The sequence below is a fragment of the Vibrio sp. 1-1(7) genome (assembly GCF_013048485.1).
In the GTDB taxonomy this organism is placed as follows: Bacteria; Pseudomonadota; Gammaproteobacteria; order Enterobacterales; family Vibrionaceae; genus Vibrio; species Vibrio fujianensis.
In genome coordinates this window covers 43,581-68,692 of the sequence record NZ_VHSP01000003.1, presented here as the reverse complement: position 1 = coordinate 68,692, position 25,112 = coordinate 43,581, and the positions used below count along the sequence as shown (strand labels likewise).

Below are 25,112 nucleotides of genomic sequence, written 5' to 3'. Positions count from 1 at the left end.
AGGCAAGGCTTCTTTAAACGTCAAACAACACCATGATTTAATTGACTTTGTTCTGAATGAACATTTCAAGCTTATCAATAGGGGATAAAAGCTGTAATAACTTCTTCTCAAAGTCTGAAATAAAGTTCGCACGCACTTTCATTTCTTCTATTTGCAGACATAAGTGGTAATACATTTGTCGTTCCCAATCAGCGACGTTACTCATCCTTTTTTGCTTCAAAATGTTCCCTGTCAACATTTCTAACTTTGGTGGTTTGTCTCTGTTAAAAACTATAACTTTAAACCACTGAAAGCTAGGCAGGTTATCTTCGAAATATACTGTAAAAACAAACCGAAAAGGCTCCTGACCGGAGTGTTCTTTCTTTAATATTTCTCTGTGATTATTGAATGCCTCTTCCAAGGCGATAGCTGATCGCCTTAATTCACGTCGCTGTATGATCAACTCATCTTTTATCCTTGAAATGTATGTAGATAACAATTCAGAATCATGAATATTGATCGTTAGGTTAGCTAAATTAACTTGAATATTTTTATCAAAAATACCAACTAATGGATCTTCTAAACTCATTTGGGTTCCTCCATCAATTCAAAATGAGCTCGCAGCTTGATAAAACGACGCTGACACATTTCAACTTTTTTTCTGATGTTATCCATCTCATGTCGGATTTCTCGGAGAAGCTGGAAAGCATCCTCTGCATAATTGATTTTCACCTTTTCCCAATCTTGAGCTTTCGAAAAACTGCTTGGGCGATAGCGACTACCAGGCCCCTTCGGAATATGTACTGACCTAACTTTTTGGTGTTTGTTTTTTCTGCGCTTCATGTCTTCTTCATCAAGAAAAACATTGAGATACCATGAGGCCTCAAACTTATTATCTTTAACCCTCACACGGCAGCCAAACCGTCCAGGTACTTCCGAAATGTCAGGTGAGCGATAATGTCGGTTAAAACGCCAAAAATTACTAGCGAAACAACTAGCCATAAATTCGAGTCGAAATGGCTCTTGGCGTGTAATCTTAATAATTTCGTCGAGGAGCATTTCTGACTGGCTCAGAGCCTTCTCAAAATACTCTGACTCATTAAATTCATCACGGTAATGGGCTAACTGATGCCAATTAAACGCTAATCTATCCTGCTCAATGTAGTCTTGCATAATAAGCCTCCTTCTGTATGACTGCTACGAGCTACAGTCTACCGAGACTTTCTATTTCGGTTGCACTCTGGAAATGCCCATTCTGGACAGTTTGAGAGACTTTTAGTTTCAATGCCCCAATAATAATGCTGCACATTGATAGAACCTCCTTACCGGAACCTAACCAGTCACTTTTCAATAAACTATCTAATGTGGGGCCTCGGTGATTACTTTCACCAAAAATAGTAGTAACGCTCTGGGGCTGCTAGATTTTGTTTCTAGAGCTATGTGGGACCTTGGAAATCAAAGCTGAAGCGGATGGAACATTAACTGGTATTATCCAAACTTATGTGGGGCTTTGTCTGCAAGTTTTCGATAGCACTTCTGACTTTCACATGTGAAAGTCCCATACCTATACCTAGTACTGTTTAATTCTGAAAATCACCTAAAAACGACTTCTCAATGCAGGTTATCAACTCGTAAGCACAACAAGAAATCCAAAAGCTACCTAGTGGTTGCTTTTTGGTAACCACCCTGGTTGACAAAAACAAAAAAAGGCATAGAATGAGTTTACATTTCACAACTTTTGCATAATTTAACCCAGCATACGGATAGAACGAATGACCAAAAAACCTGAATTTTATGCTCCAGACCTAACGGAAGAACGCTTGCACATATTGAGTGAAAACCTACTCGATGTGCTCGATGAGGCCCATCATTACTCAGAAAGTCCCAATGCGACGGCCTGGTTTAAAGGCACTGCAAATTATGGTTTACCACAGGGAATGCTAATCCGTATGCACTCAGACAGTGCTTATCCATGGCTCACACTTGCCAACCAAACAATGGATTACACTGCTAGAGTTGGAAACACTCTTGTTCAATTTGTTGTAGATGACCCTCACTCACCTCGCAAGCAACATCGCCTTAAACGCAATGCTGTTGAAAAGCATCAAATATCTCTTGAATTAGAGGAAGACTATGTTGATACCCCATTGATTTGGCGATTTTACTTAAATCCTATATCTAATGGTGTTGATTATTCCCCATCTATTTCTTTGTTGGGTTTCAACGGCAATAGCAACGTTATATGCAGTTGGGAATACGACACAGTTGTAACTGGTCCAGTTGTTACAGACAAACCAGAGTCGGTTGAAATTGATGAGCCATTATTGGTTCGTAAAAAGAAAGTACAAAAAAAGGTCTCTGATGAGTAAAAGAAATGATTTATCAAGCTGTTAATCGTTTTAACGGCGAGCAACTAAAATTGGCGCGAGTAGCTGCTGGTCTATCGCTAGCAGATGTAGGAGAAGCTTTACAGGTAACAAGACAATATGCGTCTAGGCTAGAAAACAATGCTTCTCCATCGGATGCACAAATAGAACTTCTTAGTAGTCTTCTTTCGGTCCATACAAGCTTCTTCTTTAGGCCAAGAGCAAAGACCATTGAAGCTGAACAATGCCATTTTAGAAGCTTGAGATCGTCAACTCAGACACTCAAAAAAACAATAATGGCTCAAGTAGAAATGCTTGATAGTCATTTTGTTTCTGCTATAGAAGATGAAGTGGGCTTTCCGGAAGTAAGCATTTTTTCAGCAGAAGATCATGAGTTCAGGTCGGTGAAAGATATTGAGCTTCTCGCTGAACGCGCAAGAAAAGAGTTCGGTCTTGGCTTAGGCCCGATATCTAACATGATAAAATTGCTAGAGAAACTAGGTTGTATTGTTGTCAATCTTGCTGATGCTGATGAACGCATTGACGCATTCTCTATATATACGTCTCGTCCATTAATCGTAAGAAATACAACGAAACAGAGTCCAGGTAGGCTCCGATTTGATTTTGCACACGAGTTAGGCCATCTCATTATGCACCAAGGTATTGAGACAGGTTGTCGAACCACTGAACAACAAGCCAATAACTTTGCTAGCGCATTTTTAATGCCAAGAAGCTCTTTCGTCGCAGAGTTTCCAAGAGTAAGAGGCTCATACTTTAATTGGGATGCGCTTGTTGAAATGAAAGTTCGATGGGGCGTCAGCCTTAAGGCAATTCTATATAGAGCAAAAGCTCTCGGACTGATAACTAGTGACAAAGCTAAATCAGGTTATATCTACCTCTCAAGAAATGGCTTTGCAAAGGTTGAAAGAGGAGATGAACTGATGAATATAGAGCACCCTATGATGCTTCAAAGAGCTATAGAATTACTAGATATTCACACTCTTGAAAACCTTATCGCTAATAGTGGTTTAAGCCGACAGCTTTTGAAGGAGCGTTACAGTCTAATGTTACCCCCTCCACCTTTACGTTCCGTTTAAACTATCTTAAATGGCCAACTAGTAACCCATCTTAAGGGACACCGATTGGCCATTTAACAATCCATATAGAAAATTAGTTCAAATAATCAAAGGCCAACTCACTTTCGAAAAGCGATTTAGCATTATCTGAATCTAAAACTTGTTTTCTCACCGTTGGCTCCATGAGAGCTAACACCTTTAACTTCCCATTAAAGGCCGCAACAGACTCTATTCGACGATATTTCCCTGCATGCTTCTCTGCATATTCAGCAAGTCCCTTCAACTTAGGCAAGGCATCGCTTAAATGCAAGCTATGTGGATCGACGATATCAACTGCGATCGTTCCGTCAGGCTTTCTCGCGTATGAGACGTCAACTAACTTGTCCGGTCGGCGTCAATTAACTTGGCCAGTATTTGAGTTTACTTTCATTGCTTGTTTTTTGCGGTAACTTTCTCTTTCAATTTTATAAATATCACTGTGGTGAACAAGTCGATCTATAGCGGCAACTGTCATCATGTTATCGCCGAATATACGATCCCATTCACTAAATGCTTGGTTTGATGTGATCAATAAACCGCCTCGTTCGTATCGGTGTGCGATCAGTTCGAACTGCACTTGGTTTTCACTATCACTCTTTTTTGACGTAGCCGATATCGTCCAGTATCAGCAATTCATCCAAGGCACCTATAGAAAAATAGCTTTTTCTAATAGTAATAACGGGACCTTTCCAATTCCTTTCCAGATAACTATCTTTTTTGGGACTCTTCGCTTCGTTCTCCATGAAAATAGCCGTTACCTCTAATGGGACAAGTGGCGATAAATTCCCTATTATTTGGGACTACGATACGTAGCCTTTAAGCGCAATGGGACTTACCGTTAAGCTAGCCAATAAGTTTTGGGGCCTTTACCTTCACTTTCACATGTGAAAGTTCCCCTCCAAGGGGAGTTTGCTAAAAACCAAACTCCGCCAACAGGTCACCATCATTAGCGACTGTTTGCTTCCATTCAATCAGTGACCAAACATCACGCAAGTATCCCTGATCTTTATTAGCTAAGAATTCATAAACTCGATACCACCAAAACCGCCACTCAGCTTTCTTAACATCCAAGGGAAACCGCTGGGTATGCCGGTTTAACTGGTTGCAAAAATCATTGAAGTCCTGTGGCATCAAGTCCGAGGCTACCCGTTCACAGAAGTGGGTTATAACATGCTCTTCAACTCGGCTAGGAACTTGATAAACCTCTTTCCAAACACTGATTTTGACAGCGATCTCAGCGGGCGCAGTGGGAAACGTAACTGGAGCCGAGGCTATTGGGTCCTGCCAATCTCCACCATGCAGTTCAGCTAACCCTCTAAAACTAGGCTCTATACAAGCATACTGATGGCATGACTCTTGTGATGGTGGCAAGGGATAAAAAGCCGCTCGACGTTGTTCTTGTGAGTCAACAAGAACGTTCTTCGCCCCTTTTGCCTTGCTGTTACAAATATGGCAAGTCGGAATGAAGTTTCCAGGGTGAGCTGTGTAAATCGGGTATTTATCTTTGCAAAGCACATGGTCATAATCGGCTCGCCATTGCTCATCATCATCTAAGTTTGTTCTATCTTGCGACAGTAGTGAGGTACCACATAAAAAGCACAATTGGGAATTATTGTTTTCACGCCTAAACTCTTGAAAGTGTTGCTCTATCGAACTATCAGCCTGTTGCTTTGCTCCAGATAAATCTTTAGTCCGAGTAAATAAATGAGATGTCAGAGACTTAAACACTTCAAACAAGTCATCCTCTAACTCTGGTAGTGGAGCCACTAAATCATCAAAATACACCGCAATATCTTGACAATTTTGAACAAGTTCAAATAGTTCACGCCTAGGCTCTTGTTCTAAAGGCTCTAAAGCACGCCATAGCGCTTGAAACTTTTCTTTCGTAGCCTTGTTGCTCCAACAGACACTTCTTTTTTGTTGACCGTCATGTTGGTACTGAGAAAACAGATCTTGATTGAAGCTGTTCGCCTGAACAGCTGCCTCTAAGAAATGCAAAAGCTCACTATTTAGTACCTCAAAAACACGGCACTGAGGGGTATTGGGATTCAATGGAAACAACATTAGCTTTGCAACTTCCTTAGCAAGTAAGCTTTTTCCATCGAGTCACCGAGATTTTCCTCAATCCACTCACGGGCATCGGCTAGTGACTCAGGACGCTCATCCTTAGGTAGATATTCTTTTACAGCTTCGACAACTGTTTGAGAGATAAGGGAGCGTAAACCAAAGTGGTTTTTGATCAACACTTCAAAAGAAGCACCATAGGTTTGGCTGCCAACTGGCTCCATCTTGATAAGGCCTTCATCGTCGCGCTCGAAGAACAGCACATCTTCTTTCTTCAATGAGGACACCATAAATGGGGAGTGCGTTGATAGAAAGACCTGTGCTTGAGCTTCCCTATTACCTGAAGGCACCATCGCCTTGCTTAGATGACTGTGGAAATACGTACGCCATGAGGGATTAAGATGGGTTTCCGGCTCATCGAATAAGAACAAGGTTCGCTCAGGACTAAAAATCCTTGCGGTGGCAAGAACTTCAATTAACTGTGCCTCACCATCTGATAAATCATCCAAGCATACAGTTCTGTCATTACCATCAGACAAAACTAACTCAGTGATCGATAACGGCAGTTTAGTCTTAAGCGGTTTCTTCACCGTTCCAAGAAAGTTGTCTTTCTGCAATTGCAATCGCGAAGCGTACTGTAAATTTTTAACGCCTAGCTGCTGCAACTTATAAAGCCGGCGAAATAACGTTATTGGGTCACCATAGTTCGATTCTCGCAGATCTGCTGCCACATTTTGATTTGTTAGGTCGAGGGTGATTTGTCCAGCAAGATACTCAAGCTCATAAGTATCGTATTGACTTGACGTAGCTTCTCTTCCGATAGGGTTAAAGCTACTTTCTCCTGCAATACGCATCAGCATCCTGATATCACGGATGGCATCCTCTTCAGCTACGCCGCCGCGAAAATCATACTGTAAAGTTATCCGAGTAGGATGCTTAAACGTCACCTCGCTCAATAAGCGCTCAACATCACCAACCGGAAGCACTGCCAAACAAGCGAGCATTAAGCCTGCGCTATCGTAGTCTAGGTAGATTGCTCGGCTAATCGGGGTATCTGCTTCCCGTAGAGCAAGATAGCCATCTTGATCAAATGCCTCCCCTTCTGTTGGAGAGAAAATATGCGGGTATTTATCTAGGTATTGTCGGTTAATTTCAGCATGTTGAAAGTCTTCAAGCTTGCCTGATAACTCCTTGCGGCGCCTAAGCCTAATACGTTGCACCTCAAAATACTGCACCGCATTTTTCATAAAGCTGCGTTGCAGGTTTTCATTTTGTCCTGATGAGTAACCCACAATGAACGGGAGCTCTAACTCCTCGATTCGAATTTCATTCCACTTCCCTGCGAGCCAAACAAAAGCGCTAGGCTGCTTAGAAGTCTGGTCTAATGTGACTTTGAATCTGGGGTTAGAAATCCCCCCCGCCACCGCTAGCGGGCTACCGAACTCCATTCCAGGGCTACCTGCACTATGATCCGTGGTTCCGCCTAACTGGTACGTTAGTTCGAAGCCAAAACCAAGTGGCGTTTTCACCTTAAAATCGCTGCGTTGAGTACGCTCTAGAAACGCAAATGCCTCGGCGATCAACTCTAATAGCTGTGACTTACCAGAACCGTTGAGACCGATTAATGCGACTATGTTTCCCTGAGTTCGAGAGAAATCAAAATACTGATCTTTAAGCCCTTTGTACTGGCCGTTCAGTTTTAACGAGAGTAACTTCACGAGTGTTATCCTATACGCTTGCGCCATCACCCCACGCTTATGGGGAAAACGATTTACCACGCAATGTGGTAATATAGTGCTTGAATTTTTGCCGAACAGTCTACTATACTAAGCGCAAGTGGATTGGGAGTGCCCGGTCGGCGTTGGAACCTCGGTGAGTATCATCGAGGTTTTTCGCTATCTAGAGCTTGGAAAATTCCTTCAAGTAATTGTCCTGATTAAGGAAAGTGCTTTAGCCCCCACTGATCATATCCCTCACCGACAGCGCAGCGACCACCTTCGCAGTAAAATTTCTTCTGTAAAATATCGAATGCTTGGTTAGCTTGTTCTGGTTTTAACACGTGTCGGCCAATTGGCCTTGCAACTAGATCTGCCAACTGTAATCCAGCAGAGTTCGAGGTTTTTGATGCCATTCGGATCTTAAAGGGCAGATCTTTCTGGTACTTGTTCTCACCATCACAAATACGGCGAAACTCCAGTTCAAGCTCGTTGTCCTCTTTTTTACCACGACACTCAACGATAACGTGCGTCTCTAGATGCTGCTGGCCTTTTTCCGTTACAAAGTCATACAAAGTCTCTAAGCAGTGCTTAAGTGCCACATGGTAAGGGTTACCAATCTCTGCGGGGTTTTTAACCTTGTTTTTCTCAATCACGCAGGAGGCAAGAATAAAGTTACTACTATCAATAACCTTACTCAAACGCCCCATAAACTGCATCTTGTCGGCACGGTTTTTAAAGGTGGTAAAATCCCCCTTCTCCTTGCGAATTTCATGCTCGTGTAGAATAACCAAATCATGGCCAAAGTAGTCAAACTTGAGTTGCTGCAGCTGTGGTACAACGTTGGATAAGTATTGCCCTTTGTAGAAGATGCAAAACGCCAGTACGAAAACGGGGTAGTCTTTATCAATCGAGGTTAAGCTGTGATCGCCACTTTCATCGACATAAACCACAAAATCACTGAACCCACGTTGTTGGCCAACTAAAGCCTCCTCGGCTTGCAGCTTCTCACTCATCCCGCTTTCTTCCTTGTTTTACGTTTCGGTGCAGCAACCGCACGCTCAGCTTTAATCTTTTTCAGTAGTGCCTCTGCTGAGTTTTCGCCAGAAATTAGCTCAGAATTTTCTTTGCGCCATTGTTCGGTTAGTTCACCACGGAAAGCCTTGGCAAGAATGGATTGTGTGAGGTAATTTACTCGTTCAAGTGCTTTGTTGACTTGCCGTTCGGTTGCATCTGCGCTAGCAAATAACCCTTCTACACGACGCACAATTTCATTTTGCTCATCTAATGAGGGAAGAGGAGTAACAAATCTTTTTACATCAGCGAGATTTATACCTCTTTGCGCAACTCCTTTAGTTTTTTCAGCTAATGCTCTATACCCACCTGGAGATTGTAAAAGTAGAGCAATAAAGTCTGCATTAACTGATGGACGAACTGGGATCATGGCCACTTCACGACTAATGTTGAGGCCATGTTCCGCTAACTCTTTCGGAACGACTGAAGCATTGCCTACCGTACCTCGTATAGCTAATATCACTTCGCCACCAATCAATCGAGTTCTAGAGTATTTCTCCTCGATTTCAGGATGTACTAATTTCAGTTGGCGGCTATCTATTGATAGAGGTTTAACATCACCGCAACGGATTGTTGGAACCCCTTTATCCTGAGCTTCTCCCGTTTGAACAATACCGTAGGGAATGCCTCTAGTTTCATCGACTAACTGTTCAAGTGCATAAAACATCCACTCCTTTTTAAATTTCGAGTTAAAAAGGAGTTGCGCTAACTCAACCTCTTCATTGCTTAAAGAACTAATGCGGCTAAGTTTTCTATTGGAAGAAATCTCATTGTTTATTTTTTCGAAATAATCGTTGCTTGCAAAGTTGTAGTCTTTAGTCAAATTACCGCTCACCGCATCTACCAGTACCGATTGGCGGAACTGCTTTAACGTTTTGAGAGTACCTTCAAGGCGAGCTTTAGTTGCTTCAACTTGTACGAGCAAAGTATCTAGTTTTTCTGTAATGACTTTCTGTTCAGCAAACGGGGCTACCACGATAGGCAATGTCTTAAACTTTACCTGCGTCATGTTCAGACCGCTTTCACTAATGCCCGTTTTTCTTTCATTTAATGCTTTCTGAGCAAATGATGTTCTAAGCCATGACTCTATGTATTCAGGACAAATCAAGCCTTCAGGAAACCTAAGCCGATACATTTTTCCTGAAATCATGAGTTTGTCTCTGGTGTTTCTAACAAAACAAATAACCCCACAGCGAGATCTGGGGCCCGCATTGGTTACTAGTAAGTCACCGTTTTTTACCTCTATCCTAGTTTTCGGCTCTTTGCTTTCTGGTAACCGTTTATTTTCGTGTTCCAAAAAGAAACCGTCCTGTATTGCAGTTGTCTTCAGCACCCCCCAATCATCAGGACCCGCTGGCTCCTTCTCACATTGCGGACTCCACCCTTGATGAATGAGTTTGCCATCCGACTGAGCCTCTAAGATGTCTTCGATTTCACATGAAGCCCACGAATTAGGTAAAGACAAATTTTTCATCATTGCTCACCTTTACCTAATGACACAAGAATTGCGTCTAATTCAGCCAAGGCAACTACTAGCTGTTCTTTTGCTTCAGTAGCCAACACACTAGGCTCAGGAAGACTTGAGGCATCCACACTGTCTTTGTCTTTTAACCAGCTAATATCAAGAGAATCACCTTTACTTTGACGAATCCAATCGCGGCTGAAACAACGCCAACGACTATGAGCTAAGTCATCATCTACATTTTGGTTTTCTTCAGAAGCAGTTTTATCTACATCAATTTCAAAGGCATTAAACGACCATTCACCTTCTTGACGGGAACTCTGACCATTTGGGTCGTCGCCATACACTTTTTCAAATGGTGCGAGATGGGAGTCATTAAATGGATTACGTTTACCGAAGCTATCCATATTAGTACGTAAGTCATAAACCCAGACATTTTCAGTGCAATTTTCTTCCTGAAGCTTATTCTTTGCGCTGCCTTTAGTGAAAAACAACACATTGGTTTTCACACCTTGAGCGTAAAATATTCCGGTTGGTAAACGCAGGATGGTATGAAGGTTACATTTGTTCATTAAATCTTGACGAATCTCTTTACCTTTGTCTGTATCCGCAAAGAGAACATTGTCAGGCAATACCACGGCAGCTCGACCGCCAGGCTTTAAATTGCGATAGATATGCTGCAAAAACGCTAGCTGCTTATTGCTGGTTGGATAGGTTAAATCATCACGAGTAATGGATGCTTCACCGCCCTTACTGGTACCAAAAGGAGGGTTGGCGAGGATAATATCGGCTTTCTCTAAACTCGTACCAACCTGGCCCAGAGCGTTACCTAAATACACCACGCCTTCGTCGTCACCTTCCATTCCATGCAGTAAGCAGTTCATCAGCGCTAGGCGGCGTGTAGATGGTACTAACTCAACCCCAATAAACGCTTTGTTCTTTTGGAATGCCTGCTGTTTTGCATCTAAGTCAAAGTAATCATCGGTCTGATCTTTCATGTAGCGGTCAGCGGCAATCAAGAAGCCTGCAGTACCTGCTGCTGGATCTTGGATCACTTCTCCAGGCTGAGGTTGAATACAGCGCACCATAGAATCAATCAAAGCACGTGGCGTGAAATACTGTCCTGCACCTGATTTGGTTTCATTCGCGTTCTTTTGCAGCAAGCCTTCATAAAGGTTACCTAGACCATCTTTCTCATCACTAAACCAGTCTTTGATTTGATCCAGAGATTTCACTAATTGCTCTAAGTGGCGCGGCTCACGTAAACGGGTTTGCGCGTCGGCGTAGATGGCGCTAATCAAAGGGTCACTGTCTTTAGACAGGTCTAACAGCATCTGCTTATAGTGGTTCAGCAGGTTCAGACCAGATTTGCTATTCAGGTCAGTCCAACGACACCCCTCTGGCAAAGTATGTTTATCTAACGTTTCTGCTTCGGTGTTCTCATGCACCATCTTAATAAACAACAGTAGTACTAGCTCGGTGACATAGTCCGAATAGTTAATGCCATCATCACGCAGCACGTCACAAAGGTTCCACAGTTTTTGTACGATATTATCGTTAGTCATCTTATTTCCTATTTTGCCTACTTATGCCATGACATTTGGCGGAGGCACTTAATCTGTTCCGGGTTCAGCTCGCGGCTTGAGTTGGCCACATCGCTTCACTTAACTCAGCCAGTACGGTGTCTAGCTGGTTAACTAAAATTTTATCCAATTGCTTGGCCCCACCATGATCAGCAAAGCGTTGGTTGACAAATTCACGGTCGACAATGACTTCATGTACCAATTGCTTAGCTAAGCGATCGAGCCACTTACGCTGTGCAGGCATCCATTGGTGAGTGGTATAAATGCGATCCATTGCCTGAGCAACACGCTGCTCAAATGGCACCAAGGGCTCACCAAAGGCAGCACGACGAATATGACCGATAATGCTGGCTGCAATGTCTTGGCTGGTTTGATTGCGTACCGCGCTTTGTAATTTAGCTTCAGAGTAACCAGCACCATCAAGTAACAAGCGAACCTCTTTAAGTTGCTCGCGAGTAAGATCGCGGGGCTTGTTTACAACCACAGCCAAAGCCGCAGACTGATTCAGCTGCTCTTTGATGAACTGGTTAAAGCTGTCTAGGTAATCCTCTGGGCGTTGATGTGCACCATAGCTTTGACTACGGTCTCGAATTTCATCTTCATGATCTGAAATCACTGGTTTTCTTTCGCTACCGATTAGCAGTGACACCTCAGCTAATTGACTGAGTAAGCCACTTTGTTGGATCACAAACTGTGCAGCTTGTTTAGGCCCCAGTTGGTGCAAGTGTTTATGCAGCAGCTTAGGCTCAACTCCCCACATCTCTTGCAGCTCATCCAGCTTTTTCTTAAGCTCAGGCTTAAATTCCGCCTTTTTCTCCGCTTTACGTAGTACACGCATTAGTTTTTGGCTTAGCTGACTAAGTACCACATCTGCGTGCGACTCTCCCTGCTGCTCACCTGGGCTTCTTAGGGCTTGCTCCAACTTTTCAGGGTCGGTAAGCTCATCAACAAGTTGCTCGATGGTGATATTGGGGTCTTTCACCAACGGCTTCATCGTGTTGACTTCACTTAGCGCAGCGTAAATATCTACAGGATCGTAGATACGGAATACGGTTTTACCAATCTCGTCACAACGGCGGGTGGCACGGCCAACCATTTGCTCATAGAGAATGCGAGATTTTACCCGACGTAGGAAAACTAGGTTACAAATTTTTGGCACATCGATGCCGGTCGTCAGTAAGTCAACCGTAATAGCAATGTTGGGATAACGTTCGTTTTTGTATTGACGAATTAACTGATCAACTTTGTCACTTTGGCCAGTGATTTTAGCAACTGCCGCCTGATTGTACTCGCCGTTGTAGAGCTCTTTGAAAGCGTCATCCAACAACCGCTTAACCATATCAGCATGGAGATCGGTGGCACAAAAGATCATGGTTTTCTCATCACCAAATGGATCAAGCTCCTGCACCAGTTGCTCGCAAATCACCCGATTGAAATTTTCATTGATGACGCGACGGTTAAACGCATCGACCTCGAACTTCAGTTCATCTTCAAGTTCCGACGATTCTACTTCACCGGTTTGGGTGTTAATGGCAGAGACTTTCGCCCCTTTTTCAAACTCTATGCCCTTTTGAGTCAACAAAGTTTCATAGCGGATCGGGGGCTCATGATCGATCAACCAGTCATCGGCGACCGCCTCACGGTAGGAGTAGGTGTAAACCGGCTTACCGAAAATCTCGCTGGTGTGCTTAGCTGGGGTTGCAGTTAGCCCGACCTTGACCGCGTCAAAGTAATCCAAAACTCGGCGATAACTAGAGAGATACTGACTTGCATCCCTTGTTGCTAATTCACCCTCGGTCATTTCTTGATCTAGGGTGTAACCACGGTGCGCTTCGTCGACAATGATGCAATCAAATTGATCTACAGGTGGTGGGTTATCCGACATAAATATGCGCTTAACCATGGCCTGAACGGTGGCAACTTGCACCCGTGTTTCAGCTTCAGCAGCCATATCTCCCAATTCTGCAACATTGTAGATCTTGGAGAGAGTCTGGTTTTGCTCAAGTGGGGCTTCGTTGAATGAGTCTATGGCTTGCTGCCCAAGAGCTGTCCGGTCAACCAAAAATAGAATGCGCTTAAAACGCTCAGCCTTCAGGAAACGATACATTAAGCCAATGATTGTTCGGGTTTTACCGGTACCAGTCGCCATGGCCAGCAGTGCACTGCGAATATTTTGCGCCAAGGTGTTTTCTACGGCAGTGATTGCCTTTTCTTGGTAACTACGCAACTTTAGGTAAGCAAAACCTTCTTGCTGTAAGACTTGCTCTGCTTCTTGTTTACTTCGTTTCAGTAGGTCTAGCAGACCATCAGGCGTATGGAACTGCTGCAAAGCACGCTTAGTGTTGCTAGGCTCACGTACATCTCGGAACCAAGTGCCTGATTGCTCAGCAAGCTGTGGGATATATGGACGCCCATTGCAGGAATAGACAAATGGAACCTTGTAGTGGCCTTCATCCTCATCAGGCCATGCAATAGTAAGCCCTTCTAATTCCCAAGCTCCAACCATGGAAGAATCGACCTGAAATCCTCGGCTATATCGTTCTGCCTGAGTAATTTTTCCTGCTACATTGGTGTTTTCTTTCTTAGCTTCAACCACAGCAATCGGTGTCAGGCCATGAAACAGCACATAATCTGCACGGCCTCCCTTGCCATTGTGCTTTGTTGGCCACTCAGAAATGGCCTTATTGACGCCTTTCTCTGGGCGAGCGCCATTTTTAAAGGTTTGCTCTTGGCTGTCGGCAGACCAACCGGCTTCGATTAGCTGCTGATCAATAAGAATTCGGGTAAGCTCTTCACTCAGAACAATCTGCTGACTGGCGCTACGAGTGTTACTGCTTACCTGCTGCTTTTGTGCCGCAGCAGCTTTTTCACCTTGTTGCTCAAGCTGTTTTTGTAGGTCTTGTAACTTGGATTCGTACTCTTTTTGCTGCTGTGATAGCGCCTGCTCATGCGCTTTTGCTTGTTCTGACAGTTGCTTTGACTCTTCATCCATCGCCAACGCAAGTGCTTCGTATTCGGCCTTTTCCCGATTAATCAGGTCATTAAATTGCTTGCTGGAGTCCAGCTCAACATTCGCTTGAGTCAGCTCGGCTTTTAGCTTCTCTATTTCCGATTGAAGTAAACGAAGATCGCTACTTGGATCTGACGGAGGTACAAAAGGTCCAGCTTTAAAGGCGGTACCTTGCTTACCGAAAGACTGATGGAACCATATCGAAAGAGCTCGTGCCACTTTTAGCCCATCAAGGGCTTCTTTATGCTGCGTTTTAAACTGATGAGTCGCTTTGTTGCCCTCAATACGTAAGGTATGGAAAAGCTCACGTACCACTGGCTCGAATTTAACTTCACGGTTGAGACGGTATAAAAGGTCGGCTTGGGTAGTTTTCTCATCAAACTCGACTCCGACCAATACTGCAATGTGTTGAGCCAACGCTTCGCCCAGTTGTCTGAGTTTGATTAACGTTGTATTGGGGTCGCTGGAAAAAACACGCTCAGCGCCAGAGGCTAGTTCAACAAAAAGTGGGTCGTGTTCTTTCAGAAAAACAAAGTTTGATGTTGTCTGCATTTTACCTTCCGTATCCTTACTTAATTCTTGGTACTAAAGCCAAATTCAAGCTTGTTCTTGAGTATTATCCCGCTCCAGCAGCTCTCCCACATTGCAATCAAATAGAACGCACAAGCACTCAATCGCTTCCAAGTCCACTTTTTGGGCTGTTTCTTTATATAGCAGCGTGACTGTATTGCGACTAAGGCCCGTTTCACGGACAACGTCTGCAATACGCAGCTTACGTTCTCCCATTAAGCGAGCAAGATGGCATCGAATCATATTTTCTATCCATATAGATGAAGTTATGAGGAACAAGATTTTATCACAAACTCCTCGCGATGAGAAAAAATACAACTTGAAATGAAATTATTAGCGGCGGGATGAAATTCGTGTTAACCCTCTTCCCGTACTCAAAATAACTCTAACTTGCTCTATCAGTACAGTGAATGCAGCGGAAGCTGTACCGATAGAGCGGCACCGTTCGAAAGCGGTACACTTACTACAACAGTTTTTTTGTTCCCCTCTTCTGTTTTTTCAATTTATTTCAGTACTGCGCCATGACTTTCACATGTGAAAGTAAAACAGGAAAAATCTACAAAAATAACGGCCAAATGGCCCTCTAGGGGCAACTTCAGAGCGCTAAAAAATCAAGCCTCTGAAATACCATAACGGTGTCGACAAAATGAACTGAAATCAGCTGAAAACTATAGCGCCGCGGCCTATTTATTGAATAGGAATTTTTTATGAACCAGAACGTTATAGCCAAGAAAGTTGGCTTGATACTAGAAGAAAAAGATAAGGATCCAATACTAATCGCAGGGCCAACCCATGTGAAAGCCTTTACCTATGATCCAACCTTTATGAAAGACTTCGGAGTGCTTTTGCAGTGGACATCTCGCTCAGGAAATGCTCACGAGCGCGTTTTCAAAATGAGAGATATTTTGGCTGACGGTGGTAAAAGCATGCTTCAAGCATTAGCTGATACTGGTTTATTTATTCACCACAAAGCAAAGTACTGGCACTTTATTCTCGACTACCTTATGTCTGAAAATCCAGATAAAACAGTAGTAACCGTAGAGAAAACTGGTTGGTTTTTTGGCCAATTTGTCACACCAAGCTGGGTCGCTGGATTTGGAGAACAGGAGGTTATGTACACGGGTGATGCGCCAGAAAAGCTTAACTCCAATGGAACGTTTTTTGAATGGCAAGATTCCGTCGCTGCACTATGCCAAGGTAATGCATTGATGATGGTCGCTTTGTGTGCAGCATTTGCAGCACCATTACTCGAAAAACTTGGTTGGGACTCATTCTTAATTCATCTGATGGGTTCATCCAAAAATGGCAAAACAACATTAATACGTTTATCAGCATCCGTTTATTCTGATTTTCAATATCGAGACACATGGAAAAGTACTGATGTTGGCCTTGAACGTCGAGCTACAAACAGAAACGGCATGCTTGTGCTACTTGATGAATTTAACCAAGCTAAACCTGACGAGGTGTCTGAATCTATCTATCAATTAGGAAATGGAGTATCCAAGCTCCGTAGCGAGAAAAAACTAGCTAACAGACCACAGGATTTCTGGAGCTTGATTGGTCTATCAACCGGTGAAATTAGTCTGGAGCAAAAACTAGCAAAGTCGAATGAAAAGCCACAAGCAGGCCAACTTATGCGCTTTTTCGAGATTCCTCTGTTTCAAACATTTGGTGTATTTGAAAACTTACATGGATCTAAATCGCCAAAAGAATTCGCTGAACGGATTGCTGATGTAACATCAGAGCAATATGGCACCGCTTTACAGCCATTTTTGAATCAGGTCTCTGCGATTTCGGATTTAAAGAATAAACTACTCAAACATGTAAAACAGATTTCCCAAGCTTGGATTCAAGATCTTCAGATTAATCCAAGTAACCAAATCTCTTTTGCTTTGGATCGCTTTGCATTCCTTGCTGCTGTCGGTGAACTCGCTATCGAACTGAGCACTCTCCCTTGGGAAAAAGGATCAGTAAAATATGAGGTCGGTAAAGTCTTTGAAGCATGGCTAGCCAACTACAGCGAAGAATCTGATTACGAGGAACGACATATTCGTGAGCAACTGCGCAAATTTCTTCCCAAGAGCCAGTATTCAATCAAACCACAAGGTGCGGAGACTAAGGTCGGATGGTGGAAACTGAGCAGTCATGAATTGAGCTGGCATATCCGCCGTGATGCTTTTAAAACTGGCCTTAAACTCGAATTTGATCATCAAGTTATTCAAGCCGCCATGATATTGAAAAAACAAGGCTGGCTTCAAACTAACGAACCGTCACGAGGCACATTTAAAAGTAGCATTTCAGGGAAGGCAGAAAGGCACTTCAAACTATTTCCTAGCCAGATTGCAAAGGACCTCAATATCAACATTGATTTCAGCCAGTTCCAACAAGGAGGTGAGGCATGATTTCCCACTTTCCCATTTCCCAGAAGGAACGAGCGGAAGTTAAAGCGCTTCTGGCAGATATCAAAGCAGCAACAGAAGAGCTACGCACTCTGATCACATCGCAAAAGCAGTTTCTTAGTGCTGAAGAGACCGCCCAATACACTGGTTTGTCAGTTAAGTACATATATAAGCTGACCCATGCCAAGCAGATTCCGCACTACAAGCCAAATCGCAAACTGTACTTCAAACGTGATGATCTCGATGCTTGGTTGATGTCCCATCGTGTGGAAGAGGAGAAGTAAAATGAATTATACTGAACCTACTCTTGCACAAAGAGCGGAGATTTTGAGTGCATACGGTGAATCGGAGCGCCTAGTGAGAGAAGCTGAGCGCAAACAGATCACCTCGGTCAGCAACACCACATGGTGGCGACTAAACAGAAAAGGTCAAGTTCCGACAGCCAAGCAAGTTGGTACAACCAAGTCTTGGTTACTCTCCGATCTGCTGCTGTGGATGCAACATCAGTAAGTTAACCAAAATTGTTTTGGTGAGTATATCGGTGAGTAACAAATATTGATTACTCACCATAATTGATTGAAAGCATTGATTTAAAGGGCATTATCAATGCTATTCTGCGAGCAGATCCAAAACATCGAATAAGGTTTTTTGAGTCTCTTTAAGCTTACTTAATCTTACCAAGCCCCTGTAAATAGGGGCTTTTTTATTTTCAGGATATTTCAGGTCTTTGCCTCTATTTTCAACCAACTGGTGAGTTTAGTGGTGAGTAGGATTGATCCATAACCCCATCGCTTAGAGCAAGCCATTAAATACACCTGAAAGGACGTAGCGCTGATCTCGGCACGACTTGAAATGACTCTAAGTGCTTGGCGCGCTTTAGCGTCTAAATACCCATCCAAACGCTCGAATTTATAGTATTGATATTCGCTCACGATGACCTTGCTATGTATTTATTGTGAATTGAAACGCTTGTTTTAACAAAGGCTGTACTTGTACGACTCGAGCAATAGGATCACCGTTTACGTAGCATCTTGGATCAATAATGATAAATCCCCAAAACTGTAAAAATCGCTCAATAAACCGTGATTCGATGAGTAGGCTTACCTTTCTTTTCAGTGGAAAGTTATCGTCCGTAGGTAATGCTAGGAGCAAATCAGGGAAAGCGATCATCACCTCTTCAACCAACTGATCCACACTGTTGTGGCTTTGAATACGCCACAGCATAAATAGCCAAAAAGTACGTAAGTCGATATCGTACTCGAAACTGTCCAAATATCCCCAATTATATTTGCTGATGGCGGCTTCTAGCATGGGTTTGAAAAAGGCTTGTAGCCCTTGGGCTTGGTATTGTTTTTGTGCCTCTTTTTTCACATGGTAGCGACCGCTGCGCCGGTAAATAATGCCGCTGATTTCGGCCAGTACTCGGGTGTAATGCAAGGCATTAAACTTGTCTTCGTTACTGCCGGCAAACTCACTGATACTGATATGATGTTCGAATTGAGCGACTGAAAACTCAGGTAATAATTCACTGGCCTGTTTGACTAATTTAACCGGCAAGTTACCTTTACTGGTGGCTTTGAATGAGCCCTCATTGGCCATCGCCTCTTCAAGTATTAAGCTCAGATACCGCATCACAGGGCTGTCAGAAAAATCCGTAGGCGTCTTAATCGTCACCCACTGCAACTGTGCAAAAGGCGCATAAAGCCAATTGGCCATTTGTGTTGGCGTTACACCACAAAAATCGGGATGAGGTTGATTATTGCGATCTTGCACTTTGTGTTGCAAAGCAGCATTGAGTTCATCAATGCTCAAATCTGGGTTCATTGCCAATATGGCTTCCGCGTCATCAAAGACTTGCGCATGCTGTTTGGATACGTTGTCCATACAGCAACGTTTAAATTTTTTGCCACTGCCACAATGGCAAGGATCATTACGGCCGAGTTTCATTATGGGTTTCTCTTGTCTTTTTAGCGCTTGTAAAGCATTGGTTAAATCGCTGTTGGTGAAGTATCAAACATCATTCTAACGATGCAGATACAGACATGCCATTTTTAAGTTTTATCGTTATCTCAAACTGCTGGCATTTATTCAACCAAGTTAGCATTTTTGCTGTTCAAAGCAGATCATTCAATCAAATATCACTACACTTTTCTTTGTCTATACATCAAGACACCGCATCGATAATTGATTGGAGTGATGGAATGAATAAACCGTTTTGGTTACTGCTCGGAGCAAGCATATTCGCTTCGCCTACTTTTGCCGCCCACTATGTGTTTAAAAATGTACAAGTCTTTGATGGCCAACAAGCAACGCTCAGCGTAGCAAAAAATGTCTATGTGCAAGATAACCTAATTAGCAAAATAGAAGATTACCAACCACTCAACATCACGGATCCAAATACCATAGTGATTGATGGACAAGGCAAAACCTTAATGCCAGGATTAATTGATGCTCATACTCACTTAATGCTCGCGGCTCTGCCTCAACAAACCTTAATGCTTGCCGATCAAGGCTTTATTAATATTGTTGCCGCTAAAACTGCAGCAGACATGTTGCAACGTGGCTACACCAGCGTACGCGATTTAGGTGGGCCAGTCTTTGGCTTAAAAATGGCCATCGATAAGCAGATCACCACCGGGCCTCGCATTTGGCCAGCTGGGGCTTTTATTTCCCAAACCGGCGGACACGGTGATTTTCGACTCCCTAATGAACTGATCAGCGCAGATAGTAAAAAACACACCATCTCTGTTAGGACAGGCACTTCAGCGATTGCTGATAGTCCGGACGAAGTTCGCCAGCATGTACGAGAGCAGTTAGCCCTCGGGGCATCGCAAATTAAACTGATGGCAGGTGGTGGCGTCTCTTCTTTTTACGATCCACTGGATGTGACTCAATACAGTGTTGCAGAAATCCGCGCGGCAACAGAAGCGGCAGAAAATTGGGGCACCTATGTGGCAGTGCATGCTTATACCCCTCGCTCGATTAATCAAGCCATTGATGGTGGAGTTAAATCCATTGAGCATGGTCAGCTGGTGGATGAAAAAACCGTAAAACGGATGGCAAAAGAAGGCATTTGGTGGAGCTTGCAGCCATTTACCTCCGATCGAAAATCGGCATTTGCCGACGGTTCACCACAACGTATTAAGCAAAAGATGGTCGAACAGGGTACCGATCGTGCTTATCGTTTGGCGAAAAAGCATCAGGTAAATGTCGCCTGGGGCACGGACATTCTGTTCAGTGCTGAGCGGTTGCAGCAACAAACGAAAATGCTGACACGTCTAAGCGAGTGGTATCGCCCTTTTGAGATTTTAAAAATGGTCACTCACGATAATGCTCAATTGCTAATGCTCTCGGGAGAGCGTGCTCCTTATCAAGGTAAACTCGGTGTTATTGAAGAAGGTGCATTGGCTGATTTACTGATCATCACTGGGAATCCTTTACAAGATTTAACGATTTTAGAAAACACCGAAAATCTGCAAGTCATCATGAAAAACGGGATGCTATATAAAAATACTCTCCACTAAGAGAGACTGGCTTGCAGCGCTGGACGCAGAAACCCACGATGCACTGCCAGCAACTGACTGGCCTGCTTCGCATCCAGATCGGCAAGAATCATCAAAATAGCGGTCTTGCAGTGACGCTGGCAGGCATGTAAAGCCTTGTCTGCCTCTTCCTCATTACAACCAGTTGCGGCAATGACAATCTGCGTTTGCCGCTTAATCAACTTAGCATTGGTTGCTTCTACATCGACCATTAAGTTACCAAACACCTTACCACAACGAATCATAGCACCACTGGTGAGCATATTTAAAATCAGCTTTTGTGCCGTACCCGCTTTCATTCTCGATGAGCCAGTCACCACTTCAGGCCCCACAATGGGCGTAATCGCAATATCGGCTATCTGCTCCATCGGACTGTTAGGATTACAAGCAATGGCAACAACGCTCGCTCCGACGGTTTTGGCGTATCTCATTCCTCCAAGGACATACGGCGTCCGTCCACTGGCTGCAATCCCGACCACGACATCTTTACTGGTCAGGTTCAACGCCTGTAAATCAGTTTGCCCTAACGAAGCATTATCTTCCGCATTTTCGACTGCTTTTAAAATTGCTGGATGCCCGCCCGCGATTAGCCCAACAACTAAATCCGGTGACGAGCCATAAGTAGGGGGACATTCGCTAGCATCTAAAATGCCCAGTCGTCCTGAGGTGCCAGCTCCGATATAAATGAGCCTTCCTCCCGACTGAAAAGCAGTACTAATCGCATCAACCGCGAGCGCTACTTCGGGTAAGGTTTTTTCTACGGCAAGTGCTACTTTTTGATCTTCTTGGTTAATAATGCGTAACATATCCAAAGTAGATAAGGTATCAATTGTCGCGCTAGCAGGATTACGACTTTCGGTAATCCATTGGGTTAAATCCATCTTCATTAAAGACTCACCACTAAAATAGAATCGACGCTCTATGAGGCTCTGACCGTTAAATACCCCGCGCAAATAACTGAGCGAGAAAGATTAATTCCTCTTCACTCTCTTGGGCTGATAGTGCCTCAATCCAAATACTGCCGCTGTAATGCTCGGCCCGCAACAATAACGGACAACCCTCGAAATCAATCAACCAGCTATGCATATCGGCATCCAACTGTTTTTCAAGCACCGTTGCCGAAAGTAACCGGAGTAGACGTTCGGCTAGCTTAGGAAAGGAGTCAAAATCCCATGGTGGAGTACGTAAAATAATGCGCCCTTGCGGGGCTAAATACTCACTTAAGCCAAACTCAGCCATGTCCAGTCAAATGCTCCTGAATCGCATCTAAAAATAGGTCGGCATACTTTTCCAGTTTGCGTTGCCCAACCCCATTGACTGCCAGCATCTCTCCATAGGAAGTGGGTAAGATATCAGCCATATCAATTAAGGTGGCGTCACTAAAGACCACGTAAGGAGGCAAGCCTTCCTCATCAGCAATGGATTTACGTAACTTACGCAATTTCGCAAACAGTTTTTTATCGTAGTTCTTGCTCGATAGTTTATCGGCTTTTACGGTCCGAACGGCCGTATCTAAACGGGGCACCGCCAGCTCTATCGCTTTATCACCACGTAATACCGGACGCGCTTCTTCCGTCAACTGTAAAGTCGAGTTGCGGGTGATATTTTGGTGCAGTAACCCTTTGTGAATCAACTGCCGAAAGATACTGACCCAATAATCATGGCTATGATCGCGCCCTAAGCCGTAAGTGGAGAGCTTGTCATGGCCATTTTCACGAATACGGATATTTTGCATCCCACGCAGCACTTCCACCACATAACCAATGCCAAAACTTTGGTTAACTCGATACACACAAGAGAGCGCTTTGCGCGCCTGTTCGGTTGCATCAAAATGCTTAGGCGGATCAAGGCAAATATCACAGTTTCCACACGGCTTATCACGGTATTCGCCAAAATAGTTGAGCAGTACTTGGCGACGACAGGTTTGCGCTTCGGCAAAATGGCTCATAGCGGTCAGCTTATGGCTTTCGACTTGTTTTTGTGGCCCCTCTTCTTTTTCATCCAGCATACGTCGCAGCCAGATAATATCAGCGGGGTCATACAGCATCATCGCCTCGGCAGGCAAACCATCACGCCCAGCTCGTCCGGTTTCCTGATAATAAGATTCAATATTGCGCGGAATATCAAAATGCACCACAAAACGGACATTGGGTTTATTAATACCCATCCCAAAGGCAACCGTTGCCACCACGATCTGAATATCATCTCGCTGAAACGCTTCTTGAACATAGGCGCGTTCATCGGCTTCCATTCCTGCATGGTAGCTGGCGGCACGAATACGGTTGTTGCACAATTTTTCCGTCAACATCTCCACTTTTTTGCGACTGCCACAGTAGATAATCCCGCATAACCCTTTTTTGGTTTCCAAATAACGAATCACTTGCGACACGGGTTTATGCTTTTCGACCAATGAGTAACGGATATTGGGGCGATCAAAGCTACCTAAATAAATATGCGGTTCATTGAGTTGCAGGCGGTGCAAGATGTCGCCGCGAGTGGCATCGTCGGCGGTGGCGGTCAAAGCCATAAACGGAATATGAGGGAACTGCTGTTTAAGCTGACCTAATGCGGCATATTCGCGGCGAAAATCATGCCCCCATTGTGAAATGCAGTGCGCTTCATCCACTGCAATCATAGCGATTGGCAGGTGGTTGAGCCGTTCGATAAAGTCGGAGGTGAGAACCCGTTCCGGTGACACATACAACAGTTTAATGTGCCCCGCATGCATACGTTGATAAATACTTTGTAGTGCTTCTCGGCTCAGGGTTGAATTCACACATTCAGCCGCCACACCGTTTGCTTTAAGTTGGTCAACCTGATCTTTCATCAGTGAAATCAGCGGAGAAATCACCACCGTCACGCCATCACGGATAAGGGCTGGAATTTGATAACAGAGCGATTTTCCCCCACCTGTTGGCATGATCACTAAGCTGTCTTGGCCGGCCACCGCCGCTTCAATCACCTCTTGTTGGCCAACTCGAAAAGTCTGGTAGCCAAAAACCTCACGCAATACATGCTGCGGGTGTGAGGTGAGATCGGATTGTTCAGCGAGTAAAGTGGCGGTCATGCTGGCTCTTTGTTATGAGTGGGAAGACTGATACGTCAGCATCAGAATAGATCGGCTATTGTAGTGCCCTTTGTCGGTGAATAAAACCGCAAAATGTTCGAGGAATCCGATTTACACGCTATACTGGCGACCCATTCGCAATATTCATGATTGCGTACTCAACGAGATGTAAAACATGACACCTGAACAACACCAAGAAGAAGCCAAGAAAGGGATAGTGTTAGCGATCAGCGCCTATACCATGTGGGGGATCGCTCCCATTTATTTCAAACTACTTGGCCACGTATCTCCACTTGAGATCCTCAGCCATCGTATCATTTGGTCCTTCTTTTTACTGGCGGGGCTGTTACACGTTGGCCGCCAATGGAAAGCCGTGGTCACTGTTTTTCAGTCAAAAAGTAAGCTGTTCTATCTGCTACTGACCTCTCTGCTGATCGGGGGAAACTGGCTGATTTTTATCTGGGCAATTAACTCTAACCATATGCTGGATGCCAGCTTAGGCTATTACATTAACCCCCTTCTGAACGTCTTTCTCGGAATGCTGTTTTTAGGTGAGCGACTACGTAAATTACAGTGGTTTGCCGTACTGCTAGCCGCCATTGGGGTGGGGATTCAGTTGGTTTTATTTGGTTCTATCCCTATCGTTGCTTTAGCGCTCGCCAGCACTTTTGGTATTTATGGTTTGCTGCGTAAAAAAGTGGGGGTCGGCGCGCAAAGTGGCTTATTTATTGAAACATTAGTGTTACTCCCCATGGCTACTTTGTATCTGTTTCTTCTGGCAGATTCACCCACCAGCTCACTGGCGGTCAATGATTGGCACCTCAATCTCTTGCTGGTCAGTGCGGGCCTTGTCACCACACTCCCTTTGCTCTGTTTTACTGGGGCAGCCACTCGGCTAAAATTATCCACGCTCGGCTTTCTTCTCTTATCTTTACTAAAGACCATATTTTTAAAACTAGAAACCAACTCCCACAACCCTAGATACAATGGCTTCATCAAGGTTCACTCTTAAAATATTCATTACAAAATCACTCGATTTTGTAAAGATCTCATCTGACCCGCAGATTTTCACCCCCAAACTCCCTATTTCTACCTAAAAATCCTTTACACTTTTATTCGCCATAATTACTAAAAAATAATGGTACATCTACGTTTCACACAACATT

Annotated in this window: 19 protein-coding genes and 3 pseudogenes; 7 read left to right on the top strand and 15 right to left on the bottom strand. The window is 44.0% G+C overall.

Annotated features, from left to right (window positions below):
- Positions 1–37: 37 nt before the first annotated feature.
- On the bottom strand, positions 38–568 hold the full coding sequence (locus tag FKN05_RS11855) for a hypothetical protein (protein ID WP_170887607.1): 531 nt from the start codon (positions 566–568) through the stop codon (positions 38–40).
- Positions 565–1,152 (bottom strand): conjugative transfer protein MobI(A/C), encoded by a 588-nt coding sequence (gene mobI, locus FKN05_RS11850; protein ID WP_170887606.1) that lies wholly within the window; start codon positions 1,150–1,152, stop codon positions 565–567. The genes FKN05_RS11855 and mobI overlap by 4 nt, the downstream gene beginning before the upstream one ends.
- Positions 1,153–1,751: 599 nt before the next feature.
- Between mobI and FKN05_RS11845 the strand changes: the two genes are divergently transcribed.
- Positions 1,752–2,348 (top strand): hypothetical protein, encoded by a 597-nt coding sequence (locus FKN05_RS11845; RefSeq protein ID WP_055453336.1) that lies wholly within the window; start codon positions 1,752–1,754, stop codon positions 2,346–2,348.
- 5 nt (positions 2,349–2,353) lie between these two features.
- Entirely contained in the window at positions 2,354–3,442 is a 1,089-nt protein-coding gene (locus FKN05_RS11840; RefSeq protein ID WP_140061463.1) for a helix-turn-helix domain-containing protein, read from the top strand.
- Positions 3,443–3,515: 73 nt separating this feature from the next.
- Here the strand turns inward: FKN05_RS11840 and FKN05_RS16915 are convergent.
- The 9 genes and pseudogenes from FKN05_RS16915 to FKN05_RS11800 all read right to left on the bottom strand — a co-directional run.
- Positions 3,516–3,767 (bottom strand): annotated as a pseudogene (locus tag FKN05_RS16915) (hypothetical protein); the annotation flags it as partial.
- Between the two features lie 48 nt (positions 3,768–3,815).
- Positions 3,816–4,095 (bottom strand): annotated as a pseudogene (locus FKN05_RS11835) (ATP-binding protein); the annotation flags it as partial.
- Positions 4,096–4,372: 277 nt separating this feature from the next.
- Positions 4,373–5,524, bottom strand: a complete 1,152-nt coding sequence (locus FKN05_RS11830; RefSeq protein WP_170887605.1) for a hypothetical protein — start codon at positions 5,522–5,524, stop codon at positions 4,373–4,375.
- A complete protein-coding gene (locus FKN05_RS11825; RefSeq protein ID WP_212752282.1) occupies positions 5,524–7,269 on the bottom strand; it encodes an AAA family ATPase in 1,746 nt (581 codons plus the stop codon). The genes FKN05_RS11830 and FKN05_RS11825 overlap by 1 nt, the downstream gene beginning before the upstream one ends.
- Positions 7,270–7,460: 191 nt before the next feature.
- Entirely contained in the window at positions 7,461–8,255 is a 795-nt protein-coding gene (locus tag FKN05_RS11820) for a DUF3800 domain-containing protein (RefSeq protein WP_170887604.1), read from the bottom strand.
- Positions 8,252–9,790 (bottom strand): restriction endonuclease subunit S, encoded by a 1,539-nt coding sequence (locus FKN05_RS11815; RefSeq protein ID WP_170887603.1) that lies wholly within the window; start codon positions 9,788–9,790, stop codon positions 8,252–8,254. Before FKN05_RS11815 ends, FKN05_RS11820 begins: the two co-directional genes overlap by 4 nt.
- A complete protein-coding gene (locus tag FKN05_RS11810; RefSeq protein WP_170887602.1) occupies positions 9,787–11,340 on the bottom strand; it encodes a class I SAM-dependent DNA methyltransferase in 1,554 nt (517 codons plus the stop codon). The genes FKN05_RS11815 and FKN05_RS11810 overlap by 4 nt, the downstream gene beginning before the upstream one ends.
- A 64-nt stretch (positions 11,341–11,404) precedes the next feature.
- Positions 11,405–14,920, bottom strand: a complete 3,516-nt coding sequence (gene hsdR, locus FKN05_RS11805) for a type I restriction-modification system endonuclease (RefSeq protein ID WP_170887601.1) — start codon at positions 14,918–14,920, stop codon at positions 11,405–11,407.
- Between the two features lie 45 nt (positions 14,921–14,965).
- Positions 14,966–15,181, bottom strand: coding sequence for a helix-turn-helix domain-containing protein (locus FKN05_RS11800; protein ID WP_170887600.1), 216 nt, complete (start codon positions 15,179–15,181; stop codon positions 14,966–14,968).
- Between the two features lie 464 nt (positions 15,182–15,645).
- Between FKN05_RS11800 and FKN05_RS11795 the strand changes: the two genes are divergently transcribed.
- Genes FKN05_RS11795 through FKN05_RS11785 form a run of 3 tightly spaced genes read left to right on the top strand, consistent with a single transcriptional unit; the run spans position 15,646 to position 17,847 of the window.
- Complete coding sequence (locus FKN05_RS11795; protein ID WP_170887599.1) at positions 15,646–17,340, top strand: DUF927 domain-containing protein; 1,695 nt, start codon at positions 15,646–15,648, stop codon at positions 17,338–17,340.
- Positions 17,337–17,621, top strand: a complete 285-nt coding sequence (locus FKN05_RS11790; protein WP_170887598.1) for a helix-turn-helix domain-containing protein — start codon at positions 17,337–17,339, stop codon at positions 17,619–17,621. Before FKN05_RS11795 ends, FKN05_RS11790 begins: the two co-directional genes overlap by 4 nt.
- Position 17,622: 1 nt before the next feature.
- Positions 17,623–17,847, top strand: coding sequence for a hypothetical protein (locus FKN05_RS11785; protein ID WP_079325090.1), 225 nt, complete (start codon positions 17,623–17,625; stop codon positions 17,845–17,847).
- A 432-nt stretch (positions 17,848–18,279) separates the two neighbouring features.
- Here FKN05_RS11785 and FKN05_RS16790 read toward each other — a convergent pair whose 3' ends face one another.
- Entirely contained in the window at positions 18,280–19,284 is a 1,005-nt protein-coding gene (locus FKN05_RS16790) for a YecA family protein (protein ID WP_170887597.1), read from the bottom strand.
- A gap of 254 nt (positions 19,285–19,538) precedes the next feature.
- Between FKN05_RS16790 and FKN05_RS11775 the strand changes: the two genes are divergently transcribed.
- A complete protein-coding gene (locus FKN05_RS11775; RefSeq protein WP_170887596.1) occupies positions 19,539–20,861 on the top strand; it encodes a metal-dependent hydrolase family protein in 1,323 nt (440 codons plus the stop codon).
- On the opposite strand, the gene murQ is transcribed toward FKN05_RS11775, so the two are convergent.
- Genes murQ through recQ form a run of 3 tightly spaced genes read right to left on the bottom strand, consistent with a single transcriptional unit; the run spans position 20,858 to position 23,946 of the window.
- Positions 20,858–21,766 (bottom strand): N-acetylmuramic acid 6-phosphate etherase, encoded by a 909-nt coding sequence (gene murQ / locus FKN05_RS11770; protein ID WP_170887595.1) that lies wholly within the window; start codon positions 21,764–21,766, stop codon positions 20,858–20,860. The genes FKN05_RS11775 and murQ overlap by 4 nt on opposite strands.
- A gap of 49 nt (positions 21,767–21,815) precedes the next feature.
- Complete coding sequence (locus FKN05_RS11765; protein WP_170887594.1) at positions 21,816–22,118, bottom strand: DUF3630 family protein; 303 nt, start codon at positions 22,116–22,118, stop codon at positions 21,816–21,818.
- Positions 22,111–23,946 carry an ATP-dependent DNA helicase RecQ gene (gene recQ / locus FKN05_RS11760; protein WP_078927526.1) on the bottom strand — a complete coding sequence of 612 codons (1,836 nt, stop codon included), beginning with the start codon at positions 23,944–23,946 and terminating at the stop codon, positions 22,111–22,113. Before recQ ends, FKN05_RS11765 begins: the two co-directional genes overlap by 8 nt.
- A gap of 175 nt (positions 23,947–24,121) precedes the next feature.
- Here recQ and rarD point away from each other — a divergent pair.
- Positions 24,122–24,865: pseudogene (rarD, locus tag FKN05_RS11755) on the top strand (EamA family transporter RarD); the annotation flags it as partial.
- Positions 24,866–25,112: the final 247 nt, after the last annotated feature.

Coding starts and splice junctions, on each gene's coding strand:
- hsdR (WP_170887601.1), bottom strand. CDS start 14,920: ATGCAGACAACATCAAACTTTGTTTTTCTGAAAGAACACGACCCACTT.
- FKN05_RS11825 (WP_212752282.1), bottom strand. CDS start 7,269: ATGGCGCAAGCGTATAGGATAACACTCGTGAAGTTACTCTCGTTAAAA.
- FKN05_RS11830 (WP_170887605.1), bottom strand. CDS start 5,524: ATGTTGTTTCCATTGAATCCCAATACCCCTCAGTGCCGTGTTTTTGAG.
- FKN05_RS11765 (WP_170887594.1), bottom strand. CDS start 22,118: ATGGCTGAGTTTGGCTTAAGTGAGTATTTAGCCCCGCAAGGGCGCATT.
- murQ (WP_170887595.1), bottom strand. CDS start 21,766: ATGAAGATGGATTTAACCCAATGGATTACCGAAAGTCGTAATCCTGCT.
- mobI (WP_170887606.1), bottom strand. CDS start 1,152: ATGCAAGACTACATTGAGCAGGATAGATTAGCGTTTAATTGGCATCAG.
- FKN05_RS16790 (WP_170887597.1), bottom strand. CDS start 19,284: ATGAAACTCGGCCGTAATGATCCTTGCCATTGTGGCAGTGGCAAAAAA.
- FKN05_RS11800 (WP_170887600.1), bottom strand. CDS start 15,181: ATGATTCGATGCCATCTTGCTCGCTTAATGGGAGAACGTAAGCTGCGT.
- FKN05_RS11815 (WP_170887603.1), bottom strand. CDS start 9,790: ATGATGAAAAATTTGTCTTTACCTAATTCGTGGGCTTCATGTGAAATC.
- FKN05_RS11840 (WP_140061463.1), top strand. CDS start 2,354: ATGATTTATCAAGCTGTTAATCGTTTTAACGGCGAGCAACTAAAATTG.
- FKN05_RS11795 (WP_170887599.1), top strand. CDS start 15,646: ATGAACCAGAACGTTATAGCCAAGAAAGTTGGCTTGATACTAGAAGAA.
- FKN05_RS11820 (WP_170887604.1), bottom strand. CDS start 8,255: ATGAGTGAGAAGCTGCAAGCCGAGGAGGCTTTAGTTGGCCAACAACGT.
- FKN05_RS11845 (WP_055453336.1), top strand. CDS start 1,752: ATGACCAAAAAACCTGAATTTTATGCTCCAGACCTAACGGAAGAACGC.
- FKN05_RS11810 (WP_170887602.1), bottom strand. CDS start 11,340: ATGACTAACGATAATATCGTACAAAAACTGTGGAACCTTTGTGACGTG.
- FKN05_RS11785 (WP_079325090.1), top strand. CDS start 17,623: ATGAATTATACTGAACCTACTCTTGCACAAAGAGCGGAGATTTTGAGT.
- FKN05_RS11775 (WP_170887596.1), top strand. CDS start 19,539: ATGAATAAACCGTTTTGGTTACTGCTCGGAGCAAGCATATTCGCTTCG.
- FKN05_RS11790 (WP_170887598.1), top strand. CDS start 17,337: ATGATTTCCCACTTTCCCATTTCCCAGAAGGAACGAGCGGAAGTTAAA.
- recQ (WP_078927526.1), bottom strand. CDS start 23,946: ATGACCGCCACTTTACTCGCTGAACAATCCGATCTCACCTCACACCCG.
- FKN05_RS11855 (WP_170887607.1), bottom strand. CDS start 568: ATGAGTTTAGAAGATCCATTAGTTGGTATTTTTGATAAAAATATTCAA.